Source organism: Streptomyces sp. CLV115, assembly GCF_038448545.1.
Lineage (GTDB): Bacteria > Actinomycetota > Actinomycetes > Streptomycetales > Streptomycetaceae > Streptomyces > Streptomyces sanglieri.
On sequence record NZ_JBCEWQ010000063.1, the window covers coordinates 32,664 to 46,261 of the forward strand.

The window sequence follows — 13,598 nt, forward strand, 5'->3', positions numbered from 1 at the left end:
GCCTCACCGTCACCCGTCATCGCCGTCCCCCGCTCCGGAGTCCCGTCCGGTGGAGCAGACCTCGTAGGGCACCTTGTGCTCGTCGAGCTCGCTCAGCGCCTGCGGGGACGCCCCGTCGTCGACCAGCAGCAGATCGAAGCGGGAGAGCGGGGCCAGCCGGTGCAGGGCGACCCGGCCCAGCTTCGAGTGGTCGAGCAGCAGCACATTGCGGCTCGCCGAGTCGAGCATCGCCCGCTTCACGGCGATGATGTGCTGCTCCTGGTGGTAGGCGAAGCCGCCGGACGCGGCGGAGGTCGAGGTGAAGCAGATGTCGACCTGGAGCGACTGCACCGCCTCCACGCAGGAGACACCGAGGAACGAGGAGTGCAGCGGGTCGAAGTCCCCGCCGAGGCCCATCAGATGGATGCCGCGCTCCTGCGACAGCAGATTGATCGCCTCCAGGAAGTTGGTGACGACGGTCAGCGGGGTGATGGAGCGCAGCCTGCGCGCTATCTCCAGCGTGGACGTCGAGTCGTCGAGCATCACCGCCATGCCCGGCTCTATCAGCTTCAGGGCCCGCTCGGCGACGGCGGCCTTCTCGGCCCGCATCGTCTTCAGCCGGTAGGAGACGTTCGACTCGAAGACGCCGGACGGCTGGGCGGTGACGCCGCCGCGGAACTTGCGGACGATGCCCTGCCGTTCCAGCTCGTCCAGATCGCGGTGGATGGTCATCAGGCTGACGTCGAAGCGCTCCGCCAGCTCTGCGGCGCTCACCTCGCCCTGCGCGAGGACGTACTCGGCTATGGATGCCTGGCGCGGGGCGGGGCCCCGCTGCGGAACGTTGCTCACGTGCTGATCCTTCGTCCTGGACGTGCCGGCCGGTCGGCCTCGAACAGCAGCAGACTCTCAGGCGGTACGGAAAGCCGGACCGGCCGGTCGGGGCTCAGTCCGGCCGCCTCGGCGCGCGGGACGACGAGGGACAGCCGCTGCCCGCCGATCCGTACGGTCACCTCGGTGGCCCGGCCGAGCAGCTCGGTGACATGGACGGCGCCGGTCAGCTCCAGGTCCGGGCGGCCGGCGCCGCCCCCCGCCGGGCCCCGGAGGCCGATGTCCCGGGGCCGTACGCCCAGTTGGACGGCGGTCCCGGGCGGTGCGGGCACCGTCAGCGGCAGCTCGTACGCCCCGTCCGGCGACCGGAAGTGCCCCTCGGGTGTCACCGTGCCGGGCAGCAGATTGATCCGCGGCCGGCCGAAGGACCGGGCGACGAAGGTGTCGTACGGGCGGTGCCACAGCTCCTCGCGGGTGCCGGTCTGCACCATCCGGCCGTCCCGGATCACCCCGATCCGGTCGCCGAGCGCCAGCGCCTCCACCGAGTCGTGGGTGACGTACAGCGTGGTCGTGCGCCGGACCGCGCCGATCGCCCGCAGCTCCGCGCGCATCGCCTGCCGCAGCTTCGCGTCCAGATGCGACAGCGGCTCGTCGAGCAGGAACGCCCTGGCCGGCCGCACCAGCACCCGGCCGAGCGCCACCCGCTGCCGCTGACCGTTGGAGAGCCGGCCCACCTGGCGGTCCAGCAGGGCGCCGATGCCCAGGAGCTCGGCGACCTCCCCGATCCGCTCGCGCGCCTCGGACGCGGGGAGGCGGTGGCGCGGCGAGCGGAGCGGGGAGGCCAGGTTGTCGTACGCGGTGCGGTGCGGATAGAGCGCGTACGACTCGAAGCACATGGCCACGCCCCGGTCGTAGGGCTCCACCCCCGCCATGTCCGCCCCGCCCAGCTCGACCGTCCCGGCCTGCGGCTGCTCCAGGCCCGCGATCGTCTTGAGCGTGGTCGTCTTCCCGGCGCCGGACGGGCCGAGCAGACAGAAGAACTCGCCCTCGCCCACCTCCAGGTCCAGGCCGTCGAGCGCGGTGTGCTTCCCGTACCGCTTGCTGACACCGCGCAGCGCGATGGCCGTCCGGCCGGTCATGACTTCACCGCCCCGAACGACAGCCCGCGCACCAGATACCGCTGGATGGTGAGCGCCAGCAGCAGCGGCGGGACCACCGAGACCAGCGCCGCCGCGGCCGTCAGGTTGTACTTGGGCCGGTCGCCGCCGAGGAAGGACAGCGCCCCGACCGTCACCGTCTGCGCGTTCGACGAGGTGAGGATCAGCGGGAAGACGAAGTTGTTCCACGCGAAGATGAACGCCAGCAGCGAGACGGCCGCGATCCCCGGCTTCACCAGCGGCAGCACGACCCTGAAGAACGCCTGCTTGCGGGTGTAGCCGTCCAGCAGCGCCGCCTGCTCCAGCTCGGGGGAGAGGTCAAAGAAGTACGACCGCATGATCCAGACGACCAGCGGCAGCGTCACCAGTTGCAGCACCCACACCATGCCGACGTACGTGTCGAAGAGCCCCAGCCGCTGGTAGAGCACGAACAACGGGATGATCACGGTGAGTTCGGGCGCGAAGCGGAACGAGAGCAGGGTGAACATCAGGTTCTCCGAGCCGCGGAACCGCCACCGCGCGGCGGCGTACGCGGCGGGCAGTCCGATCACCAGCGACAGCGCGACCGCGCCCAGCGACACCACGAGGCTGTTCACGAAGAACCGGAGGAACGGCACCCCCTGGTCGCCCCCGGCGCCCAGCACCGTGCGGTACGAGTCGAGGGTCGGGGTGAACGAGAAGTACGTGCTGAACAGCTCGTTCGCCGGCTTCAGCGACAGGACCACCATCCAGGCGACCGGGAACAGCGCGAAGACGAAGTAGCCGATCAGCGCCAGATCGGCGGCGACGGAGAGCACTCTGCGCCTCACCGGGCCGCCTCCGTGCCGGCGCAGGGCATCGTGCGCCTCATCCCGGCACCTCCGCCGCCCGGTTCTGGATCCGGCCCAGATGGCGCACCAGCGCCATCGTGACCAGGTAGACCACGGCCCAGAGCACGATCATGTAGCTGATCCCGAACGAGTAGCGCTGGAAGCGGATCGCCTCCAGATAGGCCCGGATCTGGAGCACCATCGTCGAGTCGCCGGGCCCGCCCTCGGTCAGCGCGTAGATGATGTCGAAGACCTTCAGCGAGTCCATGAACCGGAAGATCACGGCGACCAGCACGTACGGCCAGAGCATCGGCAGCGTCAGCCGCCGGAAGGTGAACCACCGGCCCGCCCCGTCGACCGCCGCCGCCTCGAACGGCGAGGCGGGCAGCGAGCGCAGACCGGCCAGCGCGAGGATCGCGACGAAGGGGGTGTAGACCCACACGTCCACCGTGATCGAGGAGAGCAGCGCGCCCGTCGGGGTGTCCGTCCACTGCACACCGCCCAGGCCGATCGGCTCCAGGAGGTGGTTGACGACTCCGACCGACGGCTGGAGCATCAGCTTCCACATGATCGCGGCGATCACCGGCGCGATCATCAGCGGCAGGATCAGAATCTTCTCCAGCACCCGCCCGACCCGGCTCGACCGGTGCAGCAGCAGCGCCACGGACACCCCGAGCACCGTCTCGACGGCCGCCGCGCCGACCGCGTACGCCACCGTCACCCGCGCCGAGTCCCAGAACGCCGGCTGGGTGAGGATCCGCCGGTAGTTCCCGATGCCCACCAGGTCGGGCTGCGGCTTGCTCGCCGCGAAGTCGTACAGCGTGTAGTAGAGGCCGAGCCCGAACGGGTAGAGGATCCCGCCGGTCAGCAGCAGCGCGGGCACGATCAGCAGATACGGCCGCAGCGAGCGGCGCCACGCCGGAACCGCCCGCACCGCCCGCTTCCCGGACCCCTGGCCGGTGGCCGCCCCGCGGCCGGTCTCCGGCACGGTGGCCGCGCGTCCCGGCACCGGTCAGCCGACCTTCGACGCCAGATCGCCCGCCAGGCCGTTCAGCACCGACGAGGCGTTCTTCCCGCCGTAGATCTCCTGGAGCGCGGCGGCCCAGCTGGTCGTCGCGTCGAAGAACTGCTGCTGCGGGGTGAACTGGATCCTCGTCTCGTCGACGACCGTCTCGAAGGTCTCGATGAACCCGGGGATCGCCCGCATCTTGTCCTTGTAGGCGGCGTCCTGGCTCACCGACTTCCGCACCGGGTCGATGTGGTTGTGCTCGATCGCGCCCTTGCGCAGGTGCTCCTTGCCGGTCGCCCACTGGAGGAACAGCCAGGCGGCGGACTTGTTGCGGCTGCGGGCGTTCATGCCGAGCGACCAGATCCACATGTTCGTGGCGAGCGAGCCGCCCGGGCCCTTCGGGCCGGGGTGGAAGGCGATCTTCCCGGAGGCGGGCGAGGCGCCCTTCACCGCCTGGAAGTACGCGGCGGTGTCCGCGTCGAAGAGCATCCCCGCCTTCTTCGCCCCGAGGTCGCCGGAGCACTGGTACCAGGTGTACGAGGTCCAGGACGGCGGCCCGCCCTTCCTGACCATCTCCGCCCAGTCCCGGGTGAACGCGACGGCCTCCGGGGAGTTCATCGCGGGCTTCACCTTCCCGCCCGCGACGGTGAAGTCCTTCAGGCCGTTGCGGGCGTACATCGTCATGAAGCCGGGATGGATCGTCGCCCAGCTGCGCGAGCCGCGCACCGCGACCCCGTACATCCCGTCGAAGCCCGCCCCCGGCGCCCGGCGGGTGATCGCCCCGGCGATCTCGCGCAGCTCGTCGAAGGTCTCGGCGGGCTTCAGGCCGAGCTTCTCGAACACCTCGGTGTTGTACGCGACGACATTGGTCTCCCAGCCCCACGGCAGCGCGTACTGCCCGCCCTGCCCGAGCGGCGCCCCCGCCTCCAGCGACCACTGGTCGGCCGCGAGCAGGTTGGGGAAGAAGTCCTCCCGGTCCCAGTCGTCCCCGGTGGCCGAGGAGTTGCGCATCCAGGGGCCGAGATCCTCCAGCCAGCCCGGCGGCCCGTACTGCCACACCATGTACGCGCCGAGCATGAACACGTCGTAGGAGGCGCGCCCGCTGGACAGGTCGACGGTGAGCTTGTCGAAGTAGTTGTCCTCCGGGAAGACGTCGTACTCGACCTTGATCCCGGTCTTCCCGGTGAACGCCTTCAGGTCGGCGATCAGCGCATCGGTGTACGGGTGCTTGTTGAGCAGCGCCTTGACGGTCCGGCCCTCGGCCCGTTTCCAGTCGAACGGGCCGGTGACGTCGTCGGCCGCGGAGCCGCCGCCCTTCGAACCGCCGTCGCCGAAGCCCGCGCCGCACGCGGTCAGCAGCGGGGCGGCGGACGCGGCCGCGGCCGCACCGATGGCGAGGAACCGTCGCCGGTCGTGCGCGTGCATGTCCATCCGTGACCTCCACGGTCCGGCCGGAGATGGGTGGGGGGTGCCCGTTCACACGTTGAATCGACTGGTTAACAGAGCTTGGAACAACGAAAGTTGGCCGTCAATCCCTCGCGCAACGGAAATTCTCGGTGCAGAGTGAGAACTTCACAGAGGGGACCGATATGTGGATGGGCATCGATCTCGGCACGCAGAGCGTCCGGGCGGTGGTGGCGGCGGACGACGGCGAGATCCTCGGCAGCGGCTCCGCCCCGCTCACGGGCAGACGTGACGGCGTACGGCACGAGCAGCGGCCCCTCGACTGGTGGACGGCGCTGTGCGCGGCCAGCCGGCAGGCGCTGCGCGACTGCCCCGCCCCGCGTGCGCTGGCCGTCTGCGCCACCTCCGGCACCGTGCTGCTCGGCGACCGGTCCGGCCGGCCGCTGACCCCCGGGGTGATGTACGACGACGGGCGGGCCGTCGCTGAGGCGGCCAGGGCCGGGGCCCCGCCGAGCTGGGCGCTGCCCAAGGTGATGTGGCTGCTGAAGGAGTACGGGTCGGGGACGGACGGCGCCGTACGGGTGATGCACCAGGCCGATCTGGTCCTGGCCCGGCTCGCCGGGACGCCGCTGCCCACCGATTCCAGCCACGCCCTGAAGACCGGCTACGACCTGGAGCGGGAGGACTGGCCCCGGCGCAGGTTCGGGAAGCTGGGCCTGCCCGACGGGATCTTCCCGGACGTGGTGCGGCCGGGCACGAGGATCGGCGAGGTGGGGCGGGCGGCGGCCCAGGAGACCGGGATCCCGGCGGGCACCGCCGTGGTGGCCGGGATGACGGACGGATGCGCGGCGCAGCTCGCCTCCGGTTCGCCGACCGTCGGCTCCTGGAATTCGGTGCTCGGCACGACGCTGGTGCTGAAGGGGGTCACCTCGTCGCCGGTCGAGGACCCGGCCGGGGTCGTCTACAACCACCGCGCGCCGGACGGGAGCTGGCTGCCGGGCGGCGCCTCGGGCGTCGGCGGCGGGGTGCTGACCGCCGCCTTCCCGGACGTGGACCCGATCCGCATGGACGCGCTGGCCCGCGACCACGAACCGGCGCGGGTGGTGGCGTACCCCCTGGTGGCGACAGGGGAGCGGTTCCCCTTCGTGGCGCCGGAGGCCACCGGTTTCCTGCTCGGCGAGCCCGCCTCCGAGGCCGAGCACTGGCTGGCCCTGCTCACCGGCGTGGGCCTGGTCGAACGGCTCTGCTTCGACTACCTCGACATGCTCGGCGCCCAGCAGTACGACCGGCTCACCTTCACCGGCGGCGCGGCCCGCAGCGGTTACTGGAGCAGGCTGCGCGCCGACATCCTGGGCCGGTCCGTGTGCATCCCGCAGTACAGCGAGCCCGCACTCGGCATGGCCGTCCTCGCCGCGTACGGCGCGCGGGCCGGGACCAGCCTGAACAGGACAGCGGGTGCGATGGTGCGGACGCGCCACGTGCTGCACCCGCACCCGGTGCGCACGGCGTGGTACACCGAGCCGTACCTCACGCTGGTGGACGAACTGGAGCGACGCGGCTGGCTCCCCGGCCCGGTCGCCGCCCACGCCCGCACCCGGGCGGAGCGGTCGTGACCACGCGCCACCGCCCGGACCCGAACGGAGAAGCCATGACCGCCCGGACCCGAACGGAGAAACCATGACCAGCAGCCCGGCCACCCTGCTGCTCGCCCGCCACGGGCAGACCGTCTGGCACGCGGAGAACCGCTACGCCGGGGTCAGCGACATCGCCCTCACCGACGAGGGCCGCCGCCAGGCCCGGCAGCTGGGCGACTGGGCGCCCCGCAACGGGGTCGACGCGATCTGGACGTCCACGGTCAGCCGGGCCATCGAGACCGCGCGGCCCGCGTGCGAGGCGCTCGGTCTCGTCCCCCGGCGCGAACACGAGCTGCGCGAATGCGACTTCGGCGAGGTGGAGGGGCGCACCCTGGCGGAATTCGCGGCCGAGCAGCCGGAACGGGCCCGGGACTACCGCGCCGACCCGGTGGCCCACCCCTTTCCGGGGGCCGAGGACCCCCGGGCCGCGGCGGCCCGGGGGACGGCGGCGCTGCGCCGGATCGCGGACGGGCACCCGGGGCAGCGGGTGCTCGTCGTCGCGCACAACACCCTGCTGCGGCTGGTGCTGTGCGAACTGCTGTCGATTCCGCTGGGCTCCTACCGCCGGGTCTTCCCGCAGCTGCGGAACGCGGCGGTGAGCGAGGTGCGGATCGGGGAGGCGGGCGGCGCGCTGCTCTCCCTCAACGTGCCCTGCGCACCGGACGCACCCGGCGTCAGCCGCTGACGGCCGCCGCCCGGCGCTGGCGTACGACACCGATGGCGCAGAGCACGAGGGTCATGGCACCGGTCGCCAGCAGCTGGTCACGGGTGTCCGGCTGGCGGAGCATCAGGAAGAAGATGCCGGCCATGGCGAGGAGCGCCACCACCGTCAGGAACGGGAAGAGCCACATCCGTACCACCAGCAGCTCGGGCGCCACGCGCTCCAGCCGGGCGCGCAGGATCAGATGGGAGACGGCGATGAATATCCAGACGACCAGGATCACCGCGCCGATCATGTTGAGCAGCCACGGGAACACGTCGTCGGGACGCCAGTAGCTGAGCAGCACGCACAGGAAACCGAACACGGACGAGACCAGGACCGCGGTGCGCGGGACGCCCGAGGAGATCCGGCCGAGCCGCTTCGGGCCCTGGCCCCGGCCGACCAGCGAACAGGCCATCCGCGAGGCGCCGTAGATGTTGGCGTTCATCGCGGAGAGCAGGGCGATCAGGATGACCACGTTCATGATCTCGGCCGCGCCGCCGATGCCGAGGTGGTCCAGCGCCGCGTAGAACGGGCCGACCTCCACGACCTTCGGGTCGTCCCACGGGACGAGCGTGACGACGACCGCCATCGAGCCGACGTAGAACAGCGCGATCCGCCACATCGCCGTCCGCACGGCACTGGCGACTCCCCGCACCGGGTCCTCGGACTCGGCCGCGGCGATGGTCACGGTCTCCAGGCCGCCGTACGCGAAGACGGAGGCGAGCAGCCCGATCACCAGGCCCTCGGTGCCGTTCGGCATGAATCCGCCCGCGCCGCTGAGGTTCTCGGTGCCGGGGGCCTCGGTGCCCGGCAGCACCCCGAGGATCGCCAGCACGCCGAGGACCAGGAAGAGCGTGATCGCCACGACCTTGAGGGCGGCGAACCAGAACTCGAACTCGCCGAACTTCTTCACCGAGGCCAGGTTGGTGCCCAGGAAGACCACCATGAACAGCGCGACCCAGGCCCACTCCGGGGTGCCGGGCAGCCAGCCGGTGACGATCTTCGCGGCGCCGATGCCCTCCAGGCCGACGGCGACGCAGAGCAGCACCCAGAACGCCCAGCCGGCGGTGAACCCCGCCCAGGGGCCGATCGCCCGCTCCGCGTGGACGGAGAAGGAGCCGGACGCCGGATTCGCCGCCGACATCTCGCCGAGCATGCGCATCACGAGCATGACCAGCAGCCCGGAGACGCTGTAGGCGACGATGATCGACGGGCCCGCGGCGGCGATGCCTGCGCCCGAGCCGACGAAGAGTCCGGCGCCGATGACCCCGCCCAGGGCGATCATCGACAGATGACGCTGCTTGAGCCCGTGGGTGAGAGCCGAATCGGCCCCGGCGTCAAGGACGGCGGCCGGGGAACCGGTGGGGGGAGACGCGGAATTCCGAGACATGGACAAGCTCTGTTCGATCGGTGAGACGTGGGGGACGCACGGGTGATACGTGGGGGGACGTGCGCGCACAGTCTGAGCACGCGCACCGCCGAGGGGGAACCACTGTCCGCTATACGGGCACGATGCTCACACAAGGTGCACACCCGGACACGTGGGGCGGCGTGCGGGCCGCGGCCGGGCGGCACCCCGTATCCACGCCGGCCCCGGGTGGAGGCCGACGACGGGCCGGCGGCGCAATCGGCGGCAGGCCCCGGGTGGAATTGGCGGGAACCTACAGTCCGTCCCGGCAGGCCCGGCCCGCCCGGATCCGGGTCGCTCCGTACCCGGCTCAGTGACGAGCGTCACGCCGGCCCGCCGTTGCGTACCGCTCTTTGTGCGGACCCCACCAACGCCCCGGTCAACGCTTTGTGGGCCACTGATGGTGATCGGTCGTTAACCCGTGGGCTAACGTCGGGCTCAGTCTGTCCCCACCTGCCCTCACCCCCGCCGGAGTCCCGATGAGCACTGCTGCCGCCGCCCCTGCCCGCACCGGAGCGGTCCTCGCCGACCTGCTGCCCGCCGCCAGGCACCGTTACGCCGTCGACACGGCCCTGGTCCTCGGTGGCGCCGCGCTCACCGGCATCGCCGCCCAGATCGCCGTGCCGGTCCCCGGTTCCCCGGTACCGGTCACCGGCCAGACCTTCGCCGCGCTCCTCGTCGGCACCGCCCTCGGCGCCCGCCGCGGCTTCCTCTCCCTCGCGGTGTACGCGCTGGTGGGCATGGCCGGCATGCCGTGGTTCTCCGAGGGCACCTCCGGAATGGGCTTCCCCTCGTTCGGCTACGTCCTCGGCATGCTGCTCGCCGCCTCCGTGGTCGGCGGCCTCGCCCGCCGCGGCGGCGACCGCTCCGTGCTGCGCACCGCGGGCACGATGGTGCTGGGCTCCGCGATCATCTACGCGGTCGGCGTCCCGTACCTGGCGCTGGCCACCGGCATGTCGGCGAGCGCCGCGATCGCGGCCGGCCTGGTGCCGTTCCTGATCGGCGACGCGCTGAAGGCCGCGCTGGCCATGGGCGCGCTGCCCGCCGCCTGGAAGCTCATCGGCCGCCGGGGCTGATCCCGTAGCTCCCCCCGAAGAGGCTCGCCGGGTCGTGACGCGACACCAGACCGGCGAGCCTCTGCTGTGTCCGGGCGTCGTGGAAGCCCTCGGTCCGGTCCCCGCCGCCGAAGGAGAAGCCGAGCGACCGGCCCAGGGCACCGGGGGCGAGCAGCCCGGCCACCTCCGCGTACAGGGACCGCACCGACGCCACGTCCGTACCGTCCAGCGGTGAGAGCAGCCGCAGCAGGAACCCGGCCTCCCGGTAGGGCACCGCGTTGTCCACGGCGGGCCGGGCGGCGAGCGCGCCGCCCAGGTGGTTGAGCTGGACCACGGTCATCATCGGCGCCTTCGGCCCGGTCAGCTCCAGCACGCGCGCGGCGAGGTCCCCGTCCAGGTCGCCGAGCACCACGCTGTCGCCGTAGTAGGCGTGCGGGAACGGCGGGTCGCTGTGAATGGTGTGGCTCTCGGCGTACGTCATCTCCCGCAGCGAATCCACGACGGCCGGACCGATCGCCCGCAGCAGCGCGACCAGCCGCTCGCCCTGTGCCGCGCTGCCGGTGTACGCGACCCGCACCGAGACCACGTAGCGCCCGCGCAGCGGCTGGGGCAGCTGCGGGAGGTCGGGGTAGCGGACCGCCGCCAGCGAGGACGTCAGGGTGTCGGGCACGGTGCGGGTCCACTCCAGATAGCGGCCGGCCACCTCGGCGGCGGTCCCGTCCCCGTGGAAGGCGATCGAGCCGCCGTACAGCCGCCCGGCCTCCACCAGGCCGATCTCCATGGCGGTCACCACGCCGAGCCGGTGACCGCCGCCGCGCAGCGCCCAGAAGAGATCGGGCTCGTCCGCCGGGGAGACCCGGCGCAGCACCCCGTCGGCTGTCACGACGTCCAGCGCGCGCACATGGTCGGCCGCGTATCCGAACTCCCTGGCCAGGACGGGGAGCCCGCCGCCGAGGGTGTAGGAGACCGCGCCGACCGAGGGGGACGATCCGTTCAGCGGGGCGAGGCCGTACGGCACGGCGGCCTCGATCACCTGCCCCCAGGTGACGCCCGCGCCGATCCGCGCGGTGCGGCGGACCGGGTCGATCTCGACGCAGTCCATCCGGCGGGTGCTGATCAGGACCCCGCCCTCGACGGCGCCGGGCTGTCCGTGGCCGGTGGCGTGGACGTGGACCCGGAGGCCGCGCGCGGCGGCGTCGGCCACGGCGGTGCGCACGTCCTCGGCGCGGGCGGCCTCCACGACGAGGTCGGGGCGGATGGCGAAACCGGTCTGGAAGCCGGACGGGGCGGTGGTGGTCATGGAAAAGGCTCTCCGATCGCTCGCTCGGTGGCGTTGCGGGGGAGAGCCTCTCCGGTAAACCTGACAACGGCCGTCAGATATGGGCGGCCGTCTTCCCGGCTGCCCGGTTCCGGCGGTTCCTGGCCTCGCGGACCAGCGAGACCGCCACCACCAGCGCCGCGACGAGCAGCGAGAGCAGCACCTGCTCACGTCCGCTGTCGTCGGTCAGCATGTAGACCAGGACGAACGAGATCATCGCGATGGTCGCCCAGGTCAGGTACGGGAAGAGCCACATCCGTACGACCAGCTTCTCCGGCGACTCGCGCAGGATCATGCCGCGCATCCGCAGCTGGGTGAAGCAGATGACCAGCCAGACGAACAGCGCGACCGCACCGGAGGAGTTCAGCAGGAACTGGAAGACGGTGTCGGGCCACTTGTAGTTGAAGAACACCGCGACGAAGCCGAAGACCACCGAGGACAGGATCGCGGCCTGCGGCACGCCCCGCTTGTTCGTCCGGGCGAACGCCTTCGGCGCGTCCCCGCGCCCGCCGAGCGAGAAGGCCATCCGGGAGGCCGTGTAGAGGCCGGAGTTCAGGCACGACAGCACGGCGGTGAGGACGATGACGTTCATGACCTGTCCGGCGTGCGGGATGCCGATGGAGTTGAGGGCGGCGACATAGCTGCCGTCCTTCACGATCGACGCGTCGTTCCACGGCAGCAGCGTGAGCACGATGAAGATCGAGCCCAGGTAGAAGACCGCGATCCGCCAGATCACGCTGTTGGTGGCCTTCTGGACGGCGCGCTGCGGGTCCTCCGACTCGCCGGCGGCGAGGGTGACGATCTCGCTGCCCATGAAGGAGAAGACGACCATCAGCACACCGGTGAGGATGGCGCCCGGCCCTTCGGGGAAGAATCCGCCGGTGTCGGTGAGGTGCGCGAGTCCCGCGCCGGGGTTGTCCGAGCCGGGCAGCAGCCCGAAGACGGCGAGCAGTCCGACGACCACGAAGGCGCCGATCGCCACGACCTTGATCCCGGCGAACCAGAACTCGAACTCGCCGTACGACCCGACCGAGACCAGGTTCGTCGCGGTCAGCACCACCATCACGATCAGCGCCCACGCCCACTGCGGGACGCCCGGCACCCAGCCCTCCAGGATCTTGGCACCCGCCGTGGCCTCGACGGCGAGCACCACGACCCAGAAGAACCAGTACAGCCAGCCGATCGAGAAACCGGCCCAGCGGCCCAGCGCCTGGTCGGCGTAGGCGGAGAAGGAGCCCGAGCTGGGGCGGGCCGCGGCCATCTCGCCGAGCATCCGCATCACGAAGACGACCATCAGGCCGACCAGCGCGTACGACAGCAGGATGGCGGGTCCGGCGGCGGCTATACCGGCGCCGGAGCCCACGAAGAGACCCGCGCCGATCACACCGCCGATGGCGATCATCGAGAGATGGCGGTTCTTGAGTCCCGGCTTGAGGCCGTCCGGGGAGTGGTGGGGGGAGTCCGGCTCGGCCGGCCGGTCGACCGGCCCGGCCGTGGTCGTCTGCGACGTCATGGATCGAATCCTTACGTTCTCGGATCACGCGATGCGCGCCCGGCCGCCGCAGTGGGGTGCGACAGCGAGTGATGCATTGAAGCCCGGCGAACGGTAAAAGCGGAACCCCTTCCTCCGAATCGTTGACCCGATCGTTGCCCATGTGGCCCCGCTCACACGGAATCCGTGCGCATCGCGGTCACCCGGGGTCCGCCGCAGGTCCCGGGCGGACGGCCGGAACGTTCCGACCCCGATGGCGGCTACCCCGCGTCGCACGTGCCACACTCGGAGCATGCGCGTGTACCTCGGCTCGGACCATGCCGGCTATGAACTCAAGAACCACCTCGTCGAGTGGCTCACGGCCCAGGGCCACGAGGCCGTCGACTGCGGCCCCCACATCTACGACGCCCAGGACGACTACCCGCCGTTCTGCCTGCGTGCCGCCGAGCGGACGGCCGCGGACCCGGACAGCCTCGGCATCGTGATCGGCGGCTCCGGCAACGGCGAGCAGATCGCCGCCAACAAGGTCAAGGGCGTCCGTGCCGCGCTGGCCTGGAGCGAGCAGACCGCCGCCCTGGGCCGCGAGCACAACAACGCCAACGTGGTCGCCATCGGCGGCCGGATGCACTCGGTGGAGGAGTCCACCAGGTTCGTCGAGATCTTCCTCGCCACCCCGTACTCCAACGAGGAGCGTCACACCCGTCGCATCGAGATGCTGACGGCGTACGAGACGACCGGCGAGCTCCCCCCGATCCCGGCCCACCACCCTCAGCAGGGCTGACCGGCCTCCACCCCCGTGGCG

At 71.6% G+C, this 13,598-nt stretch carries 12 protein-coding genes; 4 read left to right on the forward strand and 8 right to left on the reverse strand.

Annotated elements, in window-relative coordinates:
• Nucleotides 1-9 precede the first annotated feature (9 nt).
• From AADR41_RS21990 to AADR41_RS22010, 5 genes are read right to left on the reverse strand one after another with little or no spacing between them, the layout of a single operon-like run.
• Nucleotides 10-828 (reverse strand): DeoR/GlpR family DNA-binding transcription regulator, encoded by an 819-nt coding sequence (locus AADR41_RS21990; protein ID WP_266915836.1) that lies wholly within the window; start codon nucleotides 826-828, stop codon nucleotides 10-12.
• Complete coding sequence (locus AADR41_RS21995) at nucleotides 825-1,946, reverse strand: ABC transporter ATP-binding protein (RefSeq protein ID WP_342283099.1); 1,122 nt, start codon at nucleotides 1,944-1,946, stop codon at nucleotides 825-827. The genes AADR41_RS21990 and AADR41_RS21995 overlap by 4 nt, the downstream gene beginning before the upstream one ends.
• Entirely contained in the window at nucleotides 1,943-2,773 is an 831-nt protein-coding gene (locus tag AADR41_RS22000; RefSeq protein ID WP_342283100.1) for a carbohydrate ABC transporter permease, read from the reverse strand. The genes AADR41_RS21995 and AADR41_RS22000 overlap by 4 nt, the downstream gene beginning before the upstream one ends.
• Nucleotides 2,774-2,810: 37 nt before the next feature.
• On the reverse strand, nucleotides 2,811-3,782 hold the full coding sequence (locus tag AADR41_RS22005; protein ID WP_342283101.1) for a carbohydrate ABC transporter permease: 972 nt from the start codon (nucleotides 3,780-3,782) through the stop codon (nucleotides 2,811-2,813).
• Nucleotides 3,783-3,785: 3 nt separating this feature from the next.
• Entirely contained in the window at nucleotides 3,786-5,213 is a 1,428-nt protein-coding gene (locus AADR41_RS22010; protein ID WP_342283102.1) for an ABC transporter substrate-binding protein, read from the reverse strand.
• A 158-nt stretch (nucleotides 5,214-5,371) separates the two neighbouring features.
• On the opposite strand from AADR41_RS22010, the gene AADR41_RS22015 reads away from it, so the two are divergent.
• Both AADR41_RS22015 and AADR41_RS22020 read left to right on the forward strand, forming a co-directional pair.
• Nucleotides 5,372-6,799, forward strand: coding sequence for an FGGY-family carbohydrate kinase (locus AADR41_RS22015; protein WP_342283108.1), 1,428 nt, complete (start codon nucleotides 5,372-5,374; stop codon nucleotides 6,797-6,799).
• 64 nt (nucleotides 6,800-6,863) lie between these two features.
• Nucleotides 6,864-7,505, forward strand: coding sequence for a histidine phosphatase family protein (locus AADR41_RS22020; protein ID WP_342283103.1), 642 nt, complete (start codon nucleotides 6,864-6,866; stop codon nucleotides 7,503-7,505).
• Here AADR41_RS22020 and AADR41_RS22025 read toward each other — a convergent pair.
• Nucleotides 7,495-8,913 carry an amino acid permease gene (locus AADR41_RS22025; RefSeq protein WP_342283104.1) on the reverse strand — a complete coding sequence of 473 codons (1,419 nt, stop codon included), beginning with the start codon at nucleotides 8,911-8,913 and terminating at the stop codon, nucleotides 7,495-7,497. The genes AADR41_RS22020 and AADR41_RS22025 overlap by 11 nt on opposite strands.
• 497 nt (nucleotides 8,914-9,410) lie before the next feature.
• Between AADR41_RS22025 and AADR41_RS22030 the strand changes: the two genes are divergently transcribed.
• Nucleotides 9,411-10,007 (forward strand): biotin transporter BioY, encoded by a 597-nt coding sequence (locus tag AADR41_RS22030; RefSeq protein ID WP_259931165.1) that lies wholly within the window; start codon nucleotides 9,411-9,413, stop codon nucleotides 10,005-10,007.
• On the opposite strand, the gene AADR41_RS22035 is transcribed toward AADR41_RS22030, so the two are convergent.
• The gene (locus AADR41_RS22035; protein WP_342283105.1) at nucleotides 9,988-11,286 is read right to left on the reverse strand and encodes an FAD-binding oxidoreductase; all 1,299 of its coding nucleotides are present in this window, start codon (nucleotides 11,284-11,286) and stop codon (nucleotides 9,988-9,990) included. The two genes, AADR41_RS22030 and AADR41_RS22035, sit on opposite strands and share 20 nt — an antisense overlap.
• A 73-nt stretch (nucleotides 11,287-11,359) precedes the next feature.
• Nucleotides 11,360-12,817 carry an amino acid permease gene (locus AADR41_RS22040; RefSeq protein WP_342283106.1) on the reverse strand — a complete coding sequence of 486 codons (1,458 nt, stop codon included), beginning with the start codon at nucleotides 12,815-12,817 and terminating at the stop codon, nucleotides 11,360-11,362.
• A 271-nt stretch (nucleotides 12,818-13,088) separates the two neighbouring features.
• On the opposite strand from AADR41_RS22040, the gene AADR41_RS22045 reads away from it, so the two are divergent.
• Nucleotides 13,089-13,577: a ribose-5-phosphate isomerase gene (locus AADR41_RS22045; protein WP_342283107.1), complete on the forward strand. Its 489-nt coding sequence runs from the start codon at nucleotides 13,089-13,091 to the stop codon at nucleotides 13,575-13,577.
• The last annotated feature ends 21 nt before the right edge of the window (nucleotides 13,578-13,598 follow it).